The organism is Komagataeibacter europaeus LMG 18890, assembly GCF_000285295.1.
Taxonomy (GTDB): domain Bacteria; phylum Pseudomonadota; class Alphaproteobacteria; order Acetobacterales; family Acetobacteraceae; genus Komagataeibacter; species Komagataeibacter europaeus.
Genome location: NZ_CADP01000021.1, coordinates 25,102 through 44,862, shown reverse-complemented (window position 1 = coordinate 44,862; position 19,761 = coordinate 25,102). Strand labels below are relative to the sequence as shown.

Below are 19,761 nucleotides of genomic sequence, written 5' to 3'. Positions count from 1 at the left end.
TGGTAGCGGTGGACGGATTTGAACCGCCGACCAAGGGATTATGATTTTCCTGTTTTTCAAATAATATCAATGCGGTTGGTCAGAAAATGCCCATAGATGGCGCACGGAAAAATCACGAGTCGTTCAAAGAGTGACTAACGATTGTTCCGATTCGAAATTCTCACACGTGCCTGCGTCATATTTGCCTATTATGGGATAGATGGTAACATATCTTGCATGAACGATATTCGCTAAACTGGGTCTTCCGTGGATAAGATCATGTCGATATAAGCCCCAAAACTTTACGGGGGCGGAAGAAGTCGACGTGACAACAAATGTGATCGACCTTGACGCTGGTCAGTTGGCTTGTGACACGCGGTGGTCTGTTGACGGGCCGGGCTTTATAGTGTTTGTTGATGACACCGGGTTTGAAAAAATTTCCGTCGTTGGAAATTGGGCTTTCGTTTTTGCCGGCAACGGTGCGTTAATCGAGGCATGGAAGAGGTGGCTTGGGTCAGACCCAACGACCCGAGGGAAAATTCCCCCTGTTTCGGTGGGTACCGGTGCGAACACGAATAGCATAGCTCTACATATCGCCAACATTACAACTAGCAAGCTCGAGTTCTTTCATGGAACAGCTCGGCAATATGGTGAAGAAGCTTATTTCGCAGGATCCGGCGGTCTTTATGCATATAACTGCTGGTCAGCAAACCGTGATGCTATTAAGGCAGTGGCAACGGCGCAGCAATCTGATCGTTATAGCGGAGGAAGCACTAGGTATCTTGCTTTCTCGGACAGAACGAATAATCTGAATGAGACGGCTACCTTGCACGATACAGCGGTAGCCCTCAAGACAAAGGGGAAGGTTATGTATTCGGACCCAAAAGCGAAGGAAATTCCGGTGGTCCAGGCGGCGGCGAACGACGCAAAGGTGCAGCAGGTGCTGGATCAGGTTTCATCGGGAGCGCTCGCCCCATCTGCGCCTTGCGAGGCGATGTATCGTGAGTGGGCACCTCAAGAAGTTGAAGAACTACATACAGTTCTAGATAAAATTTTTAAAGGATAATCAAGACGTTAGGAGATACCCTCCTAGGGTTTTGTTCTTCCAACAAAAGGGGCTGTCGGTGCAGCCCCGATACAATTTCGTTGTTTCCAGCTATTAATCATTGTTCGCACCCGGCTCTGCAATGCTTCCCGGTTGGCGATTAGCCGGGCAGCCTCGGTATGCCGGGTATCATCGTTCTGTGCCAACATCTCAGTCTCATATCCAAGCTGCCGTCCCATCTCCACATCGGGCATGGATGATAGGGGCGCATAGGCCACTGGCAGGCTGACCGTCTGTCCGCGCACCCGGCTGGCATCGGCCTGCATGCCAAAGGTGGGCGCGGTCGTGATCGCCTCCACGCTGAACTGTCCGCCCTGCGTGAACTGCCCAGACAGTTGCAGGGTCACATCGCCCGCAATCGTTCCCACCACCGGGTCGGGCCGGTCCTGACGGTACTGTGCCGCCCGGATGGCGCGGACGAACAGCGCATCCTGCGCCGGGGTCCAATCGCCCGCGTGCGATACCGATACCACTCCGGCCTGTGCCAGACTGGACTGGATGCCTGCCATGGCCTGCGGAATGGTTGTGCTGACCTTGGCGGGATGAATAGCACATCCCGACAGTCCGACCATGCAGGCGAATAGGAATGCCGCGCGGTCGCCCCGGTTCATGCCGCACCGCGCAAGTATGCTTCATTCGCCGCGACCAGCGCAGCCCAGTCATCACCAGCCGGATACAGACCACCGGGCGCGTGCAGTTGCCCCCACGCCAGACCGTGCACCTCCATGATGCGCGACCTGACCCAGCGCCATGTTGCTTTCTGCTTGCTACCCCATGTCAGGAGCGTCACAAGGTCGGTGTCAGCCGTGCCCGCGTAATCCCACAGCAGCAGGCAGTGGCCGCCCGCGCTGCCCGGCGTCGGATCGCCATGGTCAGCCGGACTGTCCGTATCCCATACTGGCGGCAGGTTGCCGTCCTGGTCCTCCCACATATCCGCCGTGGCAAGCTGCACACCCAGATAGGCGGCAGACAGGCCTGCGGTGATGTTGCGGATCCCGTTCAGGTCGCCCGGATCGGCGCTGCCCCAGATCGGAAACAGGGTCTGGTCTGTCAACGCATAGCCGTCGCGCAGGGCCGTCGTCAGTACGTCCACCTCCACGCCGCCGTTGTCCGTGGCGGGATTGCCGGGCACGTAGCCGGTGGAGCGGGAATAGAACTGCACGGCGGCAGGTGTGGTGACGGCAATTTGGAAGCCTGCCAGCGCCGCCGTAGCGCGCAGGTGATTGCCGATGCCCGCGCTGGTGCAGTCCCCCAGCACATCATTGCCCAGCATCAGCGGTGCGGGATTGAGACCGCTGCGGTCGAGCCGGGCAGGGGCCTGCCGCGCACAGAAGCCACGCATGGCGGATAGATGGGGCTGATTGGGACGGCGTTCGGCCGGGCGGCAGCCCAGTTTGCGATTTTTCATGCTGGCTCCAATAAAAAAGGCGGCTCCGGAGAGCCGCCTCGTGGTTACGCAATACGATTGATTGTTCTGATCGGAAATACGCTGTTAGCGTATTATTTCCCTTGCGACTGATACGCTTCCAGCGTATAAAATGCCTATGACGGCAACACACCACGCCTTTGACTGGCATGATGAAAAAAGCGCAGCGTGCCTCTCCATCCGTGGTTTCGATTTCATATACGCCGCCCGCATTTTTCTTGGAGAAGTGATCGAACGGGAAGACACCCGCAAGGATTACGGTGAGACACGGATTCAGGCAGTCGGGATGATCGAAGGGTGCCGTTACATGGTCGTCTACACACGGCGCGGCGATGTTACGTGGATCATCTCCGCGCGCCGCATGCACGACAAGGAGTGGAAGAAATGGCAAGGATGACATTGAGCCAGATCGCCCGGCACGGTGGAACCATCGACCGGGACAAGGTGAATGCCACCACAGAGGATGATATCGACCGTCAGGCACGTGAGGACGGCACGGATGATACAAGCCATCTGTCCGCCCCATACCCGACACCCGCAACCGTGCGGAAAACCCTGCACATGACCCAGAAACAGATCGCGGATCTAACCGGCATCCCTGTGGCGACATGGCGCAACTGGGAGCAGGGGCGTGTAGCACTGGATCCGGCCGTGCAGGCGCTGCTGCGTATTCTGGGGCGAGAACCAGATGCGGCGCGCCGGGCGCTGGATGTGGCGGCAGAATAGCGCGGACGCCATATCCTTCTCAATCATCTGCTGGCTCTGGCAGAGAACTCGCATATGGCGGTATGAGGATGCTTTACGCTTACCCGGTCGATCTGGAGACCAATCCGGACGGCACCATCACGGCTTCATTCGAGGGGCTGCCGGGGGCAACCGAGGGCGCAACCCGGGAGGAAGCCCTGCGCGAGGCCCAGGACCTGCTGGTCACATCGCTGTCCATCTATGTGGATGACGGTGCGGCCGTTCCCGTGCCGCCTGCGGCCAATGGTCGCCCTCTGGTCTATGTGCCCATGCTGGAAGCCGCCAAGCTGGCGCTGCATACGGCCATGCTGGAGAACAGGATCAGCAATGTAGAACTGGCGCGCCGTCTGGGCGTGGCTGAATCGTCCGTGCGACGCATGCGGGATCTATTACATGAAAGCAAGATCGGGCGTATTGAAGCAGCATTGCATGAACTGGGGCGACAGCCCACGGTCGAGATATTGGTTTCTACGGATATGAAAAATAATATTCTCAATTCCGTTGTGTTATGAATGTAATTCTATAATTAAATATTTTCAATTAACGTATGGGGTAAATAAAATATGACTTTCTTTAGTGATAATGGTGGAAGTGTATTGGTTAGTGTAGATCTTCTGAAAACCAATCCTACCGGTAAAATATCATTGGCCTATGGAGCATCTTGTACCGTGTCTGCTGAATTGGATGCAGACATACGGAGAGATAAGTTGGGGAGAGATACTCACATAGATATAAATATTTATTACGATAATGTTAGCGATAGAGATGATATAATTCAATGGCTTGATAAATATACGACCCCTTCAGGAAATTTTGTATCTACCAAAGGAAATTCATTTATTCAAAGATCTATTGATCCTCGGAATGTCATTGCTAATGAGATTATTAACTATCTTCGTCATGGCGATAAACGTCCTTCCGTCTTGCGTTCAGTCTGACATTATTCAATCCCACGGTTTTGCAATTGTGTTGCCACATAAAGCGCATGCAGCTTGAGCGGGATCGTGACCAGCAGCCCAATGAGGACGACAACGCCGCCCGCACCGGAGATGACGCCCTGCATAAAGGGCGTCATGCCGTCACCCCCAGCACCTGGAGCGCCTGCTGCACCTGCGCCTGGGACGGTGCAGCGGCAGAACCCGACAGGCGTGCCCCGACATTCCGGCGCGTAGCCACGCTGTCCAGCAGGGCCTTGAAGGCCGACACGATGGTGCTCAGCGCGTTCAGGGCCGTGTTGGCGTTGGACAGGTCGGTGCTGCTGACCTTGGTCGAGACCCCGGTGATCGCGGCGCTCAGGTCGCTTTCCACCTTGGTCAGCGCAGACAGGACGCTGTCCACCCGGGTTTTCCAGTTTGTGTCGTCATAGGTGATGATCAGCGTGGAGCCGGCCGCCGTGGAAAAGTCGGTCAGGGCGGTGGACAGCGCCGTGTCCGCCAGGCCGATGATGCCCACGGCGGGCGTACCGATCGCACTGGCGACGGCCGCGATGCTCAGGACGGTGGTGACGGCGTTCAGGCCAGCCTGCCCGTAATCCTTGATCTCGGCCACGTTGATCGTGATGGTGGTGACATTGCCGGTTGTGGTGCTCTTGCACCCGGGCAGCATCGCGGTGGCGGCGATGCCGGCCGCTGACAGCAGCCCCATGCCAAGGAAACGGCGGCGGCTGCCATCAATGGCGACGAAGTTTACACGCTGGGTCATGGACCAGTTTTCCAGTCTTGATGCGAAAATAGTCCACCTTCGCCACAACGCCGCAGAAATCCGGCGTTTTTTGCGTGATGCAGGTGGACCAGTTTACAGGTGGCGGGATGCAGGAAGCCCGGCGGCCGGTTTACAGACCGGCCGGATCAGGTTGACAGATCAGCGGATCGGCTGACCGGGCACGACCGGGTGCGGGGCCTCGACCTTTGCGGGCGCGACCGTGGCGGCCACTGTTGCCGGCTTCGCCTCGATCGCGGTTTTCAGGTCCGTGACCCCGCCCACGATCTTCGTGATGGCGGCATCGACGCCGTCCAGATCGAGGTTCGGGGCCGCGCGTTCGACAATTACGGGGATCAGCAGCTGCAGCACGGTGCCGGCCAGCTGGATGTCCGCCTGTGTTGCGGCCGTATCCTTTTTGCCCAGCGCGGTTTCGAGCAGGCTTTCCAGCGCGGGGATCGCGGTGCTGGTGGTGGTGTCTTCGGCCATGTCTGGCATCTCCATAAAAAAAACCGCCTCGCTGGCGGTTACCTTGGGTTGTGTTTTGTTACACAAATGCGCGCTCTGGTTGCGTATCCTGCGCGCGCAGTCCCGGCCTTTATCGGCCATCCAACCACGGGGCCGGGGCTGTAGCAGTCAGGCCGGCGGGGCAGCGCGCACCGGTGGCTTGCCCGGCCGGGTGGAACCGGGCGGCACGTCAAGGCGCTCTTCGACCTCCCTGCGCGGGACGGTGGCCGGAACCATCGCGGCCTTCTTGCCCGGCTGGTAGGCGGGCAGGTTCCAGCCGCGTGCCTGCGCGATGGCCGTGACAAGGGTCCAGACCAGCACCCATTTCGAGGTTGGGTCAGGCGGCCGCCAGAACCGTGCGATCAGGGCGCAGGTCGATATCAGGAACGACACGATGACCACGATGTCGCCGGCATACTGGGCCGGCATCATCGACAGGACATCCTGCATGATGGAGACAGGATCCATATCAGGCCTCGCTGACGGGATGGGGCACGGCAGGAGTGGTCTGCAGCGCCTGGTCGATCTGGGCCATGCTGATATGGCCCGGCCCGTTCTCCACGGTCGTGATGCCCGCGATCAGCGACCGCTGCGTGGCCGGATCGCGCAGGTTCAGCACGGTATCGGGCTGCACGCCCATATGGTTGCACAGGGCGTAAACATAGGCCCCGGTCGGGTTCTCGCTGGGGGGCGCATACACGGAGATGATGGCACGTACCGTGGTCAGGCCCCGCTCACCGTAGCGTAGCAGCTGGTCGCGCAGCGCGCGGATGCCGTCCGCCATGGTGGAGAAGGCCGCAAAGCGGGGGCAGGGCACGCCCGTTTCCAGATGCGCGCCGGGCTGGCCCACATAGTTCAGGTTGCCGGGGTTGTTGTTGCGGATCCCGCGCGGGAGCTTTTCGCTCATATCGTCATGTTCCTTGTTCGGGGCATTGCCCGCGGTCATGGATGGCCACCGTGCAGGAGATGCGTGACCCAGTCGCAGAAGGGCGGATAGGCGAACAGGGCGGCCGCCACGGTGCCGATGACGGTGATCAGGCCCACGATGGCCGTACCGATCGCCTTGACCGCTTTCATGCCGCCGATCAGCTGGCCCATGCATTCGCGCATTTCGGTCGACAGGGTGCGGACCTCGACCCGCAGGGCGCGCAGATCCGTCTCGGTCGCTTCGACCTTGGTTTCAACACGGACCAGCCGGTCACGCAGCTGGGGATCTTCACCGAACCCCAGCAGTCTCCACAGAATGAACATCAGGTTTCCAGGCAATAAAAAACCGCCTCAATGGGCGGTGGGGCAGGCTCGGATTGTCAGGGCCGGTCAGGACGTGGCGGCAGCCGCCACCGTAACGGTCAGGCTGGCGGGGTTGGTCAGGCTGCCATTGTTTGTGGCGCTGATCGTGACCGTCCCTGCCGCCTTGGGCGTATAGGTCACGGTCCGGGTCGTATTCACGTCCGCGCCAAACGTGACCGTGCCGGATGAAAACGTGCCACCCGCGCCGCCATCGGACAGCGTGACCGTGACATCGGCCTGCGGCCCGCTGCCGCCGGGTTTCAGGGACAGCGTTACGGGTTCCGCCGCAACCGCCGTATCCGGCCCGGTCAGGACATAATCCGTGGTCGTGCCGTAGCCGCTACCGATGGGGTATCTGCGCCCCGGATCAGCTATGGCGGCAGTGCCCGCAGGCGGTGTCCATGACGCCGTCCCGTCCCACAGGACATTATTGACGACGCAGCCCGCAGGATTGCCCCCCGACGCCGCCGTCAGGTAGACCGCATAGACCTGTGCCGTAGAGGTGGTTGTTCCGCTCATTTTACCGCATCTCCACAATGACGCAGCCCTGATACCCTGCGCCGCCGTTATAGAATGTATCGGAATAGTTCGGGTCATAAGCGCCGCCCCCGCCCGCGCCAAAGCCCATCCCGTCCTCCCCGCCTTCGGCCCCGGCACGGCCACCGCCGCCCCAGGGACCGGGAGCGCCATTGCCAGCACCGATTTGCTGGCCATTGCTCTGCCCGTCACCGCCATCGGTTCCGTTGGACCATTCGATGGATGCCGCCCCATTTTTCCCTTCCGGCTCGCCGCCAGCGCCGCCGGCGGAACTGTTGGTGTTCACCCACAGCGCACCGGCCCCCCCCGTGCATCGGGCCACTTCGGTGCCGTTGACCGTTATGTAGGAATCCCCGCCATTGTTCTGGACACCGATGGTGCTGTCGGGGGATGCCCCGCCACCGCCAACGGTGAACGCGACCACGTCCCCAGGCGAGACGGATATATATGCCTTGAGGTAACCACCCGCACCACCGCCTGCCGCTATTACTGAATTGGTAAGATCCGTACCCTTGCAGGAACCGCCCGAGCCGCCACCACCGACCAGCGTGACAATCAGTAGGAATATTCCGGCTGGAACGGTGAATGACCCGCTGGATATGTATGTTGTCGGTATTCGTGTGATGTCAGCGTAATTGGCCAGGACCGGGTAATGCGAGGCGTCACCATCGTTGTAAACACCGACCGCCCGACCAACGGAGTTAAAATGCACACCCTGTCCCTGATAGTCGCTTGTTCCCATAGCCAGCGTGCCGGAAACCAGCTTTGCCTCTGCGGCCTCGGCGCGTGTGGTTTCCGCAGTGACGTCACTGTATTTTGCCAGCTGCACGACCGTCGCAGATGATATGGCCGCCCCGTAAACCAGCATCGGGGCGCCAAGGCTGGTGGACCAGTGTAGTCCGTATGCCTGATAATCCGTGGCGGCCATGGACAGGGTGCCCGACACCAGCGTTGCCTCGGCCGCCTCGGCACGCTCGGTTTCCGCCGTCACATCGGACAGGAGCGCGCCGATGGAATAGGACGTCCCCAGCGAGGGCGGACGCCACGCCATGCGGCCATCGCCATCCTGCGAAATGTCACCAATCTGCGCGTAGCCGGATGCGCCACCGCTTTCCGGGCCATAGCTTGAGATCAGGTATCCGCCGCCGGTAATGGTCTTGCCATCCGTGCCAACGTAGGAATAACGAAGCCCCGGATAAGTTGTATCCCGACCGAGAAACACCTTGCCCGCTACCTGGTCATAACCGCCGCCCTGCTGGACCGGGGTGAAGGCGGTCCCCCCGAAGGGACTGGCAATCAGTTTCTGGATGGCGGCCGAGAGCTGCCCCCAATTGGTTCGATCCAGCGTCAGGCCGGAATCAAGGATGACCTGCACCACCTCGGCCACCAGCATGTTGTAATGGGAGGCGGGGAAATCCGTGGCCGGGATGGTGGCGGCCGGATCCCCGTCAGTCGCCCAGCCCGGCGTGCCGGTGGCGGGCATCGTGTCGCGTGAAGCCTCGACAACGGTGCCGGTGCCGATGATCAGTTCCATCGGTTTTCCTTAGCTGTAGTTGAAAATGAGGATGGTGTGCGCGGGCTTGCGGGCGTTCAGCTCGCATTCCAGCACCGCATTGCTCCATGTCGCCCACGGGTTCCCGAAGGACTGGCCGAATTTCAGGCGGTTGATGGTCAGCTGCGGGCAGTTGACCTGCCAGGTATAGGCCCATGCATCGCCGCCGAAGGGCGTGCCGAACTTGCGGCGGAACCGCGAGGGCGCGAACTGGGTGATGGTGATGTCGTAACCAAGGGCCCTGGCGAAGGCGACGAAGTAGTCGACCGACGCGCCGCCGTTATCGGTCAGGCGCGCCACCACCTGGGCACGGCGCAGTTCCACGGTCGGGCTTTCGCCCGCACACGGATCCGGCAGGCCCAGCGTGGCCTCCCATTCCGGCAGCAGGTTGACCGTGGTGGAGGGGAAGGCGTCATCGATCAGGTCACCGGCCGACTGGGCGCTACGCTGGAACGACGGCGCCCATACGCCTGCCATCTGGTAGGGCATGCCATCCGGGTCACGCGACCAGATGCGCCCGCGTGGGAGCAGGTTGAGAAGCGCCGTGCGGAAATCCGCCACCGAGTATCTGGGTGCTGCCATGGATCACGCCGCGAAGCTTATGGCGCCAAGGGTCGGCATGGTGCCGGCATTGGCACCCGTGACCGGCCCGGTCGGGGACTGGACCTCGAAACTGTCCAGCCCGATGGCGCCGATGGCTTCCTCCCAGTCGTTCGGGTTGATGGTGCCCCCGGGGGCTGACAGGCGCACGAACATGTCGGTCAAGGCTTCGGTAATCAGTTTCTGGTTGGCCGTGGTGTTGCCGGTGCCCAGATCCGTGATGATGAAATCCGTGGGCTGCGCGATGGGGGCGCAGACAATGACCAGTGCGGTGACCGGCTGGCTGGGCTGGATGGCGTTGGCCACCGTCAGCTGGTCGCCGGTCGCGGTGGTGTAGCGGTCGTCCCCGGTGGCCGCGCCATTCGTGCCGTTGGGGAAACCGCCGTTGTCCGCGTTGGCCTCATCCAGCATGATGTAGACGACCACCGTGCCGGCACCGGCACCATTGCCGACCACCCACGCCCGGGTAACGCCGGCCACGGCTTCGGCCCAGCCGACGTAATCATCGGCTTTCCCGTCCTGTCCCTGCGCCTGGTAGGCGTCCATGACCCGGGTGCGGAAATCGGTATCGTCCTCGATATCCGCGCCGCTGACGGTGATGTCGGTGACGGTGCCCGTGGTCTGGATGCCCGGCACCGGGCTGGACAGGGTGACGATGGTGCCCAGCGTGACGTTGCCTGCCGTGCCGGTGCTGCTGGCGGTCCAGCTGACGGTGGTGATCCCGTCGGCCGTCACGCTATCAGCCGACGCCGTCGCCAGCAGGCCGCCCTGCAGGGCGAACTGCGTGCCGGCTGGAATGACGGCCGTGCCGGTGGCGGTGAAGGTGGCCGTGCCGCTGGCGGCCGTGGCCCCCTTGCGATACACACCCTTGAGCGCGCCCCAGGCGGCCAGATACGCACCCGTGGCGGTCCAGGGCACCGACTGCATGGCGACCCAGTCGATATAGCCGTAATGCAGCCATGACAGGCCCGCCAGCACCATGGACAGCACGTAGATGACCGAGAAGCGCAGCACGGCGGTCACGCCGGGGATGCCGCCGCTTATGACATCCTGCAGGGCCTGCTGGCGCAGTTGTGACAGGGTCGGGCGTGGATAGGCCATGTCAGGTCAGACCCTCCCAGGCCCATGAAAACTTGAACACCCGGGGCGTGCTGTTGCCCGGCTCGGTGATGGTGATGGAGAATTCGGCCATGGTCCGCACGGTGGGGTTCCACCAGGCCGCGACATCCACCGAGGTCGCGACACCGTCATCGACCAGCCACTGCAGGGCCTCGGAACAGATGTCCTCGATCTCGCGCGGGATGGCCCGCGTGCCGACCTTGACCGCGCGCCTGAGCTGCCACAGGCGAGAGCCGATGGGCAGGTCGGCAAAGGCGTCGCCCCACCAGCCGCGCCGGTCGGCCGAGGCAGCACCCGTCGGGCCGGTAGGGGACTGGATGCCGACGGCAGTGTCATCGGATGATGGCTGCTGCGGTGCCACGCGGTCTGTGAAAAGCGAAACCATGACCGCTGATTTCAGGGGGTTGTCCAGCGCCAGATCACTGGACACGATGGGCCAGTCGCCGCGGGCTTCGCGGACGTTCCAGGTGATTGCGATATCCATTATGTTTCCGTGAGATCGAAGGGCGTGGAGGCCGCCGTCTTGTGTGCTATGCCTGCCGGGCAGGGGAGCAGCATGAACACAGACACAGCACAGGCCCGGCCATGCCGCTGATTTTCAAACCGCATGCCCGCGAGGCGATGGAGCGCCGCAGCATCGAACCTGAATGGGTAACGGACACGGTCCTGCACTCGGAATGGACCGAAGCGGACCCCATCCATCCCGAGCGTACGCGCTCATATCGCGCCATACCGGAACTTGGAGGGCGCATTCTTCGTGTTGTCCATTGGCCCGAGGGTTCTGATATAGTCGTACTGACTGTTTTCCCTGACCGGGATGCAGAGAAGCGGAGAGCAAGGTCATGATAAAAACCAGCTACGATCCCGAGACCGACGCCATGTTCATCTGGGTTGGGCCGGAAGGGGCAAAATCCGTGGAAACCCGCGAAGTCTCCCCCGGCGTGATGCTGGATTACGATGCCGATGGCGGGCTGATCGGCATCGAGGTCCTTGATGTGCGCGAGCGCACGTCTCGCCCGGTCCATGGGATCGCGGCGGAGTAAGCATCAGACGGGCGGTCCCGTATCCGCGCCATTATTACCGTTGGAATGTTCGTGGCTGGACAGCTTCTTGCCCTGCGCCACGACCTCATTGCCGGTGATGGTGCCCCCGGCCGTGAAATCGCCGGGGGTGGTGACCTTGTTATTGGCCGGGTTCAGGGCGATCGACCCGTCCGCCATGAGCCAGATCCGGCTGCCGGTGGAAGGATGGAACAGGCAGACCTCACCGGGCTGCAGGTCTTTCGGCCTGCCGCGCTGGTCGCCGGTGGCGATGACCACGCCACGCGTGCGGTCGCCGCCGATGAAGGCGATGACCAGGTCGGACCCCGGCACCGGCCGGCTGGCCAGCCCGTATTCCTGCATGATCGGCAGGTCGGCCTTTATCTCCCCCGCCGCCAGTGCGGCCTGCACGGTGGGCGTGTTGGGGGTTTCGTTCGTGTTGGCGGTCTGGCGGCCGATGCCCAGCGCCATCATCACACGGCGCGCGGTGCGCAGAAGGGGCGCGGTCATGATGTGGTATTCTTCGGGGCAGCCAAGTCCTCGGTCTGGATGGATGTGTCCACGCTGTTCTGCGCACTGTTCATGACCTGAAGGAATTTATCGGCTAGTGCCGGGTTAAGCAGAGGCTCAGGCGAGAAGGCGCCGGGGGGCATCAGTACGACATCGGCATGGGTTCCGTCCTCGACCGTCTGGCGCAGGGTCAGTTCCCCGATCAGCAGGTCCGAGACCGTGCCGTCGCGCGCGGTGACGGGGGCGAGCGTGTTGGGCAGCCATAGCTGTCCAGCCGCGTCGCGCCAGCTGTCGGCCGTCAGCGTGACGGGATAGGCGCGACCATACCGGCGGTTGACCTCCCACTGCGCGCGCTGCTGGCAGACCTTATTGTTCTCGTCTCCGTTTTCTACCGGAATGAACATGATGCGCGTACGCGGCACGCCACTGTCCGTCGCCTCAATGCCTACGGTCAGGGCACTCATCTGGCTTGCCAGCGCATCGACATGCGGATCGGTGAATAGGGATACGGTATTCTGGTTTATGGCGATAACCTTGGAATACCGACCGCCAAGGCTGCGTACGGTCTGGATGCGTTCGACGTTCTGACCCACCGTAAAACCGCTGGCCGCGCGGCGCGTGCCCACGGCTGACATGCAGATATTGCCGTCCGGCCGGTCATAGAACAGCACGGCGGCAAGACGGGAGACGCGCTCGATCACCTCATAGGCGGTTTCCGTCAGGATGACGGAAAAGGCGAGGATGTCGGTATCGCCTGCGCCGTTGACGGAAATCACGTCAATGTTCATGCGACTGGCAACAGCCTGCGCGATGGCCAGCACGTTGGTACTGTTCATCTGGAACGTGCTGAACTCGGCGGCGCACTCCACCAGATCGACGGATTTCGAGGCGATCTGCACCTCGATCATGTGATCTTCCGGCCCGAGGTCATCCACCACGGTGATGACGTATCCGGTGAATACCAGATCAGCCCCGATATAGACCTGACAGGTATCGCCCGGGTTGAGAGTGCCGGCCCCGGTGGCGGACGCGTGGGCGGCTGTCATGCCCAGCGTTGCCGTCCAGGGCATGATCTCGATCCCCAGCCGCAGCACGGCCGACGTCCAGTTGGTGATCTGGCGCGACGCACCACCGGTCGTGACCACGATCGAGACCTGATCCGACGGGGCGTTATTCCATCCCAGAAAGTCGGACAGGGCAGTCAGCGCACCACTCATGATGACAGGGCCTCGAATGCGGTTGGCATGAAAGCGGGATGGATGGGATCGGCGCGCCGGATCAGGTCGGGCGCGCGGGATCCGTCGGCATAGAGCTGCTGGGCCAGCACCAGCGCGGGCAGGGCGGCGTTGCGGGTGACGGTGATCATGTCCGGCAGGCGCGCGCCCCGGTCAGCCAGATCCTGCAGCACCTGTGCGCGCAGCGACCGCAAGGCCTGAAAGCTGGCGTCATTGCCACTGTCGGCCGCCGTGATGGCTTCATCATCGAGCAGCGTGCCGACCTTGAGGCGCATGGCCTGCGCGTCCTCGGCGGATGAAGGCTGCCAGTCCCCGCAGGCGCGGGCCAGCGACAGCAGGGCAGCCTGCCGGCACAGCGTTGCAGTCGCGGCCTGCGCCGTTGCAATGGCCCCGCCGATCGGTGCGCTGGAGGCCATCACCGTGGCATCGCAGGACACCAGCGGGGTCAGGACCGCGATCTGTCCCGCCGGATCCGCGATGGCCGAGCGGACCGATTCCGGCACGGCAAGGATGCCGGTGGCCAGCGCCGTGGCGTCTGCCGCATCCGCCAGCCCTGCCACATTGGCGCTGACGACCTGCCCGTTCGTGGTCAGGTCTTCCAGCACGCTGGCCTCGGTCGCATCGGGATCGGTGGCGGCGCCATTACCACCCACATACCGGCCAAGGTTGCCTGGCAGGACGCCAAGCGAGGCCTGCCATGCGCTGGGGGAACGGATGGCCGTGACGGCACCCGCGCCCCAGAGACTGGCGACGGTACGCCCGGCACCGAGGACGGAGCGCCCGTAGGAATACGGGGTCAGCGTACTGGCGGTGTAGTCGGATGACGCAGATGCGCCGAACGCCACGGCCGCGACCCCGATGGCGGCGTCCAGCGCCAGGGTAATGACCGAGCCGAGGTAATTGACGACCTCGACCAGTTCCATCTCGATATCGACGATGCCCATCACCCCGTCGCGTTCGTACCACTCGAAGCGGGTGAGGGCGGCCTGCAGCGCGCCCACCGTGGGATGGATCAGCGTGCCCGGCCCCTGTGTTTCAGCCGCCATGACCAGCAGGTCACGCTGCACCAGGCATTCGGGGCCGATCAGGAAGCCACGGATCCGGTAGGAACGCGGGGCGCGTCCCAGATCCTCAGCCCATGGCTGGTCGCGGAACGGGTAACGGTGGATCTGGAAATTGCGCCCGTTGCTGCCGCCGCTGCCGACAACCACAAAGGGGACGCCACGGAACGACCCCTGCAGGTATTCTTCCGCAAGGGTCGTGATGATTCCGGCCATGTCAGTTTCCTACGGGTGTGAGCGCGGGCGGCATGGCCTGCTGGACGGGCATCTGGTTGACGACGCGCGTACCCGGTGTGGATCGGGTCACACGGCCCTGTGTCCCCGGATCCGCCCTGACGTGAACGGTCATGGACTGGGGCTGGCCACTTCCACCCTGCGGGGTCGCCGCCGTTCCGGCTGCTGTCCCGGGGGGAACGCTCATTGCCGGTGCCGAACGGCTGTCACGCGCGATCGTGGCGACATAATCCTGCGTCTCCTTTGGCAGGACGGACAGGTCATGTGTCTGGGCAAACCGGGACACGGACCTGCTGTATGGCCCTGCATTGTAGGATGCATCCGCCACAGCATAATCGCCGCCGGCCCGTTTCAGCAGCTGGCTATATAGCCGTGCACTGGCATCAAGGTTCTTGCGCCAGTCATAATCCGGGGCATTGATCGAATCCGCCACTCCAAGCCCGCGCGCCGTTGCCGGCATGAGCTGCCCGGGACCGAAGGCCCCGGCCTTGGAGACGTTGTTGTAGCCGCCGCCTTCCGTGCGCAGGAGTGCCAGGTAATGGTCCGGGTCAAGGCCATATCGCTGGGCCGCCGCGATCCCCGCCTGCTGTATCGGGGCCGCAAGCCGGGGCGACCGGTATCCGGTTATGCGATCGACATACCCGGCATACCAGTCCATGCCCTTACGGTCGTAGCTGCCTACGGCGCTGACGCCGGACATGACCGTCTGTTCCACAGCGCCAGCAGCCGCTGCGATCTTCTTGCCGATCCAGCTGTTGGATACCGCATCGATGGACTGCGAGATCTTGTCCACGATGGGCGAGATATAGCTCCAGGCCGACGAAAACGCGTCCTTGATCCCGTCCCACATATCCGAGAAGAACTTTCCCAGATGCCCCCAGTGGTTGATGATCATTGCGGGCACCGGAAACAGGGCTTCCGTCAGGGTGCGGACATAGCCGGTATTGTTCTGGAATATGCCCTTGAGGCCATTCCACATGCCGGCGAACCGCTTGCTGATGCCGCCCCAGTGGGACCACAGTTCATACCCGGCCACCCCGAGTGCCGCGACAGCGGCGATCGCAGCTGCTACGGGCAGGCTGATGGCGGCGAGTGCTGTGCCGATCGTGACGGCCGCCGCCGCAATGGAGGCGAGGCCTGTAAGGACTGGCATCGCATAAAGGGCGGCAATGGCGATCAGCGCATCGCGTCCGGCTGATTTCCAACCTCCCAGGCGGTCCACAACATTGCTTATGGCCTGATAGGTGCTGCTGATATCGCCCTTGATCTGCTTCCAACCGGCCGTGCGCATCCATGTGACGAACTGCCCGACGTATTTTCCTATGTCCTGCGAGATCCATTTGCCGTTGACTGCGATCCACTCCGCCATGAATTGCAGAACCGGTGTGATGGCGGGTTCCAGCGTCTGCGCCAGACTGTTACCGAAGCCTTCCACAGCCAGCCCAAGCTGCTGCTGGGCCTGCCGCATGCGATTTGCTGCATCCACGCCTTTCTGGTTCATCACGCCATAGCGTTCTGCCAGCTGCAGGTTGCGTTCAAACTCGCGCCCGGTCTGCTGGAATATGGGCATCAGACCCTGTGCAGCACCACCGAATAACGTGGTTGCCGCGACAGCCTGCGCGGCCGGGTTGCGGATCTCGCGCAGGCGTGCGGCTACGCGCTGGAACAGTTTGTCCGGGGTGAGGGTCTGCAGTTCCTTCATGGATACGCCGACCGCCCTAAACTGGGCGGCAGCGGCCGGGTCCTGATTATGGGATGCAGCCCAGCTGGTCTGGGACAGCTGCTGCAGCGCACCGGTCATGGATTCAGCCGAGCCGCCAGCCAGCTTGGCTGCGTTCTGCATGGCCTGCAGTTTCTGCGGCGCCATGCCCATGGTGCGCGATGTGGTGCGCAGGTCTGTGCCGACCTGTGCCCACGCGCTGGCAAGGCGGTACACGCCCGCCACGCTGGCGGCACCGGTCAGCGTGCCGAGCACGGGGACAATCTGGCCCAGCGACTGGAACGCACCCAGGGCAGACCGGCCGACGCCGACGATGCCATTATTCAGGCGGGACAGGCCCGACAGGCTGGCAAAGCGGCCAAAGGCCGCCTGCACGCGGCGGACGGGGGCCTGCATGCGGGCGATGCGGGTATTGATCCGCTCGATCGTCTGGCTGGCCCGGTCGGCCGCGCTGATGACAACCTTAACGCCTGCGTTTGGCACGTTCGGCCTCCCGTTTCTGTTCCGCCGCGATCTGGCTGGCGGTCTCGATCGCGTCGACCATGTCGGTGCCGGTCAGCGTTTCCACGTCATGGCGTGACCAGCCGGTGAAGAACCGGCACAGGTCCGCGCCTAGACGTTCCCAGTTGCCGGGCCAGAAATAAAAAAACCGGTCAGGTAGTCGGCAGCTTTTGCAAACCTGCTGATCGGCATCTTGAGGACGGCGGCCTTGGGCCATTCGCTGACTGCCTCGACCAGGGCGATTTCCGCCTGCAGGAAGGCTTCCGGCGTGCCCTTTGCTTCCGCCGCCTTCATGATCCGGCGTTCGCGCACCGTTGGCTCACGCAGCGCCATATCGCTGAATGTGCGGCCGGTGGCCTCGATCGGGTCGGGGAAAATTAAAGAAAAGGACGGGGCGGTGTCAGGTTCTTCACCGGGCCTGCGCCGCGCGTCTTCTTCGAACCCCGTGACGAACACGACAGCACGGTCGAGGATGGTGCTGGGCAGTTCGATGATGGCCCGTTCCGGCACACCGGAGATGCGTGCGACCAGACCGATCTGGGAATTGTAGACCGATTCCGGTGTCATCTGCCGGCCCATGGCCTGCGCCGCGCACAGGATCTGGTACACGTTGGGTTCATGCAGGCGCAGCGCCTCGAACGTGCCGGCCTTTTTCACCTCAAGCGGCGGGTCCAGATCGATGACGAGGGTGCGGTCCCCGTCATCTTCCTGTTCCACGTCATCACCAGCAGAAATCACGATGGCCATGACTTCTTCATCGGTGGGCTGTCTGTGGTGATGGCTCACGAAACGATATCCTCGGTCACGGTGTCACTTTCGACATGCAGTTCGAACGTGCCTTCCTGCGTGTTGACGGTGATGTTTTCGGTCTGCCAGCCGGTGTTGCAGGTAATGACCTTGCCGTTGGCGCAGACCAGCACGACGGTCAGGTCGGACGCGCCCTGCAGGCTGCTGACCGGGTAGTCCCTGCGGTCACGGCAGGTGGCGCTGATGAAGCCCTGGCCAGGCATCTGGGTGAAACCCTCGACGGCAGACTGGCCCTTGGCGGTCTCGTTGACCGGGCCAGAGGCCTGCCACTGGCCTTCGCCCACGACGTTGAAGGGGATGCCGTTGAGGGTGAGGGTCGCGGTGCCGCCAAGCGGCCCGCGATAGACGGTTCCGGACATGGCGGCTCCTTACGATTTCACGAACTGGCAGTTGCCAGCGATGACCCACAGCTGGTTGGCGAAGTCATAGGGCATGAGCAGGAAGACCTGCCCGCCACCCTGATTCTGCGCCTGCAGGTTGGTGGCGAAGGTGGCAGCGTTCTGCGCCCACAGCTGCGTGCACTGCCAGCGGTAGCGGGCGGCGCAGGCCTTGCCGATCAGCTGGGCCGTGGTGGCCTTGGCCCCCGCCGGGATCTTCGTGCCATCAGCCACGAGGATGAAGCCGCCGAACATGGAGGCCAGATAGATGCGCATGTCCTGCAGGCAGATCATGGCCGTCATCAGCGTCTCGATGTCGAGGTAGCTGTTATCGGGCACGCCCTCGGCATTTTCCTGATAGGTCGTGACCAGGCGCTCGATGTTGACCGTGCCGCTGTCATCCACCGTGAAAGTGCTGATGCCGTCATGCAGCAGGCTGTTGCGCTGGGCCAGCGTGAAGCGCCCGGCATCCGTGGGCGGCATGACGGTCAGGGCAACGCCTGTCACGGGGATTGCCGGATTGGTCCGGATGCTGGCTGCGACCAGTGCCCCGACCTGTGCCGCCCAGACCATGGGGCTGGACGGGCTGTCCGATACCGGCATGACCGTGGTGTGCGGGTCGTTCTGGGTCAGGCCGAACGTGGTGGCTTCCCCATACGTGCCCCGGTAGGCGGTGATGCCGTGGCCATACAGCTGGTTCATCGGTGCCCAGCGGCCATCGGTGTTGTTGAACAGCGTCTTGAACGCCGTCAGGCTGGCCGTGTCGGTGTAGGGATGGATGAACAGGTCGTACACACGGTCACCCAGCGTGGCGAGTGCGGTGGCGAGCGTGGTCGGGTTCTGCGTGCCGCCCGTCATCTGGCCCAGCGTGACCGACACGCCCGTGGGCAGGGACTGCCCGCCAGCAGTGCCCAGCAGGTCCACACCCAGCCCGATGTCGTTGCCGCACAGCCCCTTGTTCAGCGCCGTGACATTGATCTGTCCTGCCACGGTGTCATCGACTGCCAGCGAGACCGGCAGGCCGGTGACGGCGGCGGCAGCGGTGATGACGTTCTCGGCAATGGTGGCTGCCGTGTCGCCCGCCGTGACCAGCGTGGGGATCAGCTGGTCACCCACATACAGGCACAGCGTTCCGGATGCGGACGCGGGGCCTGCGATGGCGAATGAGCCTTTGGCGGCAGCAGCTGCTGCATCATCGGCCAGCGGCAGCACCCAGACCTCGCCCAGCGGGTCGAGGGCGAAATACTGCGCCACCATGATCGCGGCCTGTGAGCCGATGCCATACAGGCCCTGCGCATCGCTGATCCCGGCGGACAGGCGCGCGGTGCCCGCAAGGGCCGCGCCGGTCGTGGTCTGCGCGATGATCAGCACGCGGCGGCCGTAGGACGCGGTATTTGCCCTGGAATTGTCCAGGGCAAAATAAAAGCCGGGCACCCGGTTGTTGGTCGGGTAACCCGGCACCGTGATGGAGCCGCTCATGCGTGGGCCTCGGCGGGTTCAGGGATGGCCGCCGCGCCACCGGACAGGTGCGCGGGCGAAGGAGAGGGCGAAACAGGCGCGGCCGATGCGGCGGGCGGCGTGGCCTTCACCACGTCACCGTTGTGCAGGCACAGCAGCCAGAAGCCTGTTTCGGGCACGGTTTCACCCGCAGCCTTGAGCAGCCGCATGGTGCCGGGCCACCGCACTGAGCGGCCCGGGGCGGGTTTTACAAACATGTGG

28 protein-coding genes are annotated in these 19,761 nt (G+C 62.9%); 7 read left to right on the top strand and 21 right to left on the bottom strand.

The window, feature by feature from the left end; all coding sequences use genetic code 11:
- Positions 1–304 precede the first annotated feature (304 nt).
- On the top strand, positions 305–1,045 hold the full coding sequence (locus tag GEU01_RS25690) for a hypothetical protein (RefSeq protein WP_157212833.1): 741 nt from the start codon (positions 305–307) through the stop codon (positions 1,043–1,045).
- 23 nt (positions 1,046–1,068) lie between these two features.
- Here the strand turns inward: GEU01_RS25690 and GEU01_RS08955 are convergent, their stop codons facing one another.
- Together GEU01_RS08955 and GEU01_RS08950 are read right to left on the bottom strand one after the other, a co-directional pair.
- A complete protein-coding gene (locus GEU01_RS08955; RefSeq protein WP_019085818.1) occupies positions 1,069–1,695 on the bottom strand; it encodes a hypothetical protein in 627 nt (208 codons plus the stop codon).
- Positions 1,692–2,492 carry a hypothetical protein gene (locus GEU01_RS08950; RefSeq protein ID WP_019085817.1) on the bottom strand — a complete coding sequence of 267 codons (801 nt, stop codon included), beginning with the start codon at positions 2,490–2,492 and terminating at the stop codon, positions 1,692–1,694. Before GEU01_RS08950 ends, GEU01_RS08955 begins: the two co-directional genes overlap by 4 nt.
- Positions 2,493–2,628: 136 nt before the next feature.
- Between GEU01_RS08950 and GEU01_RS08945 the strand changes: the two genes are divergently transcribed.
- From GEU01_RS08945 to GEU01_RS25685, 4 genes are all read left to right on the top strand, one after another.
- Positions 2,629–2,907 carry a BrnT family toxin gene (locus GEU01_RS08945; protein WP_019085816.1) on the top strand — a complete coding sequence of 93 codons (279 nt, stop codon included), beginning with the start codon at positions 2,629–2,631 and terminating at the stop codon, positions 2,905–2,907.
- Complete coding sequence (locus GEU01_RS08940; RefSeq protein ID WP_026018611.1) at positions 2,895–3,236, top strand: helix-turn-helix domain-containing protein; 342 nt, start codon at positions 2,895–2,897, stop codon at positions 3,234–3,236. Before GEU01_RS08945 ends, GEU01_RS08940 begins: the two co-directional genes overlap by 13 nt.
- Positions 3,237–3,304: 68 nt before the next feature.
- Positions 3,305–3,766, top strand: coding sequence for a type II toxin-antitoxin system HicB family antitoxin (locus GEU01_RS22540; protein ID WP_019085814.1), 462 nt, complete (start codon positions 3,305–3,307; stop codon positions 3,764–3,766).
- 51 nt (positions 3,767–3,817) lie between these two features.
- Entirely contained in the window at positions 3,818–4,192 is a 375-nt protein-coding gene (locus tag GEU01_RS25685; protein WP_157212832.1) for a hypothetical protein, read from the top strand.
- A gap of 2 nt (positions 4,193–4,194) precedes the next feature.
- On the opposite strand, the gene GEU01_RS27310 is transcribed toward GEU01_RS25685, so the two are convergent.
- The 11 genes from GEU01_RS27310 to GEU01_RS08880 form a co-directional block, all read right to left on the bottom strand.
- On the bottom strand, positions 4,195–4,329 hold the full coding sequence (locus GEU01_RS27310; RefSeq protein ID WP_265000623.1) for a hypothetical protein: 135 nt from the start codon (positions 4,327–4,329) through the stop codon (positions 4,195–4,197).
- Positions 4,326–4,955 carry a hypothetical protein gene (locus tag GEU01_RS08925; protein ID WP_019085812.1) on the bottom strand — a complete coding sequence of 210 codons (630 nt, stop codon included), beginning with the start codon at positions 4,953–4,955 and terminating at the stop codon, positions 4,326–4,328. The genes GEU01_RS27310 and GEU01_RS08925 overlap by 4 nt, the downstream gene beginning before the upstream one ends.
- 159 nt (positions 4,956–5,114) lie before the next feature.
- Positions 5,115–5,441, bottom strand: a complete 327-nt coding sequence (locus GEU01_RS08920) for a hypothetical protein (RefSeq protein WP_232272469.1) — start codon at positions 5,439–5,441, stop codon at positions 5,115–5,117.
- A 147-nt stretch (positions 5,442–5,588) separates the two neighbouring features.
- Entirely contained in the window at positions 5,589–5,927 is a 339-nt protein-coding gene (locus tag GEU01_RS08915) for a hypothetical protein (protein WP_019085810.1), read from the bottom strand.
- A 1-nt stretch (position 5,928) separates the two neighbouring features.
- Positions 5,929–6,366, bottom strand: a complete 438-nt coding sequence (locus GEU01_RS08910) for a structural protein (RefSeq protein ID WP_042710821.1) — start codon at positions 6,364–6,366, stop codon at positions 5,929–5,931.
- 35 nt (positions 6,367–6,401) lie between these two features.
- Positions 6,402–6,710, bottom strand: coding sequence for a hypothetical protein (locus tag GEU01_RS08905; RefSeq protein WP_019085808.1), 309 nt, complete (start codon positions 6,708–6,710; stop codon positions 6,402–6,404).
- A gap of 66 nt (positions 6,711–6,776) precedes the next feature.
- A complete protein-coding gene (locus GEU01_RS08900; protein ID WP_019085807.1) occupies positions 6,777–7,268 on the bottom strand; it encodes a hypothetical protein in 492 nt (163 codons plus the stop codon).
- Position 7,269: 1 nt separating this feature from the next.
- Positions 7,270–8,820, bottom strand: coding sequence for a glycine-rich domain-containing protein (locus tag GEU01_RS26785; RefSeq protein WP_019085806.1), 1,551 nt, complete (start codon positions 8,818–8,820; stop codon positions 7,270–7,272).
- Between the two features lie 9 nt (positions 8,821–8,829).
- Positions 8,830–9,420 (bottom strand): YmfQ family protein, encoded by a 591-nt coding sequence (locus GEU01_RS08890; protein WP_026018609.1) that lies wholly within the window; start codon positions 9,418–9,420, stop codon positions 8,830–8,832.
- 3 nt (positions 9,421–9,423) lie between these two features.
- Complete coding sequence (locus tag GEU01_RS08885; RefSeq protein WP_019085804.1) at positions 9,424–10,539, bottom strand: baseplate J/gp47 family protein; 1,116 nt, start codon at positions 10,537–10,539, stop codon at positions 9,424–9,426.
- A 1-nt stretch (position 10,540) separates the two neighbouring features.
- Entirely contained in the window at positions 10,541–11,041 is a 501-nt protein-coding gene (locus GEU01_RS08880) for a phage GP46 family protein (protein WP_019085803.1), read from the bottom strand.
- A gap of 101 nt (positions 11,042–11,142) precedes the next feature.
- Here GEU01_RS08880 and GEU01_RS24250 point away from each other — a divergent pair, with 101 nt between their 5' ends.
- Entirely contained in the window at positions 11,143–11,403 is a 261-nt protein-coding gene (locus GEU01_RS24250) for a DUF4258 domain-containing protein (RefSeq protein WP_081499947.1), read from the top strand.
- On the top strand, positions 11,400–11,600 hold the full coding sequence (locus tag GEU01_RS08870) for a DUF2283 domain-containing protein (protein WP_010514104.1): 201 nt from the start codon (positions 11,400–11,402) through the stop codon (positions 11,598–11,600). Before GEU01_RS24250 ends, GEU01_RS08870 begins: the two co-directional genes overlap by 4 nt.
- Before the next feature lie 3 nt (positions 11,601–11,603).
- Here GEU01_RS08870 and GEU01_RS08865 read toward each other — a convergent pair whose 3' ends face one another.
- The 8 genes from GEU01_RS08865 to GEU01_RS08825 all read right to left on the bottom strand — a co-directional run bounded on the left by GEU01_RS08865 (position 11,604) and on the right by GEU01_RS08825 (position 19,757).
- Positions 11,604–12,107, bottom strand: coding sequence for a phage baseplate assembly protein domain-containing protein (locus GEU01_RS08865; RefSeq protein ID WP_019085801.1), 504 nt, complete (start codon positions 12,105–12,107; stop codon positions 11,604–11,606).
- Entirely contained in the window at positions 12,104–13,324 is a 1,221-nt protein-coding gene (locus GEU01_RS08860) for a phage baseplate assembly protein (protein ID WP_019085800.1), read from the bottom strand. The genes GEU01_RS08865 and GEU01_RS08860 overlap by 4 nt, the downstream gene beginning before the upstream one ends.
- The gene (locus GEU01_RS08855) at positions 13,321–14,619 is read right to left on the bottom strand and encodes a DNA circularization protein (protein ID WP_019085799.1); all 1,299 of its coding nucleotides are present in this window, start codon (positions 14,617–14,619) and stop codon (positions 13,321–13,323) included. Before GEU01_RS08855 ends, GEU01_RS08860 begins: the two co-directional genes overlap by 4 nt.
- Before the next feature lies 1 nt (position 14,620).
- A complete protein-coding gene (locus GEU01_RS08850) occupies positions 14,621–16,840 on the bottom strand; it encodes a transglycosylase SLT domain-containing protein (RefSeq protein ID WP_019085798.1) in 2,220 nt (739 codons plus the stop codon).
- Between the two features lie 129 nt (positions 16,841–16,969).
- A complete protein-coding gene (locus tag GEU01_RS08840; RefSeq protein ID WP_019085796.1) occupies positions 16,970–17,644 on the bottom strand; it encodes a phage tail assembly protein in 675 nt (224 codons plus the stop codon).
- Positions 17,641–18,024, bottom strand: a complete 384-nt coding sequence (locus tag GEU01_RS08835) for a phage tail tube protein (protein ID WP_019085795.1) — start codon at positions 18,022–18,024, stop codon at positions 17,641–17,643. Before GEU01_RS08835 ends, GEU01_RS08840 begins: the two co-directional genes overlap by 4 nt.
- A gap of 9 nt (positions 18,025–18,033) precedes the next feature.
- On the bottom strand, positions 18,034–19,521 hold the full coding sequence (locus GEU01_RS08830) for a phage tail sheath subtilisin-like domain-containing protein (protein WP_019085794.1): 1,488 nt from the start codon (positions 19,519–19,521) through the stop codon (positions 18,034–18,036).
- Complete coding sequence (locus tag GEU01_RS08825; RefSeq protein ID WP_019085793.1) at positions 19,518–19,757, bottom strand: DUF2635 domain-containing protein; 240 nt, start codon at positions 19,755–19,757, stop codon at positions 19,518–19,520. Before GEU01_RS08825 ends, GEU01_RS08830 begins: the two co-directional genes overlap by 4 nt.
- Positions 19,758–19,761: the final 4 nt, after the last annotated feature.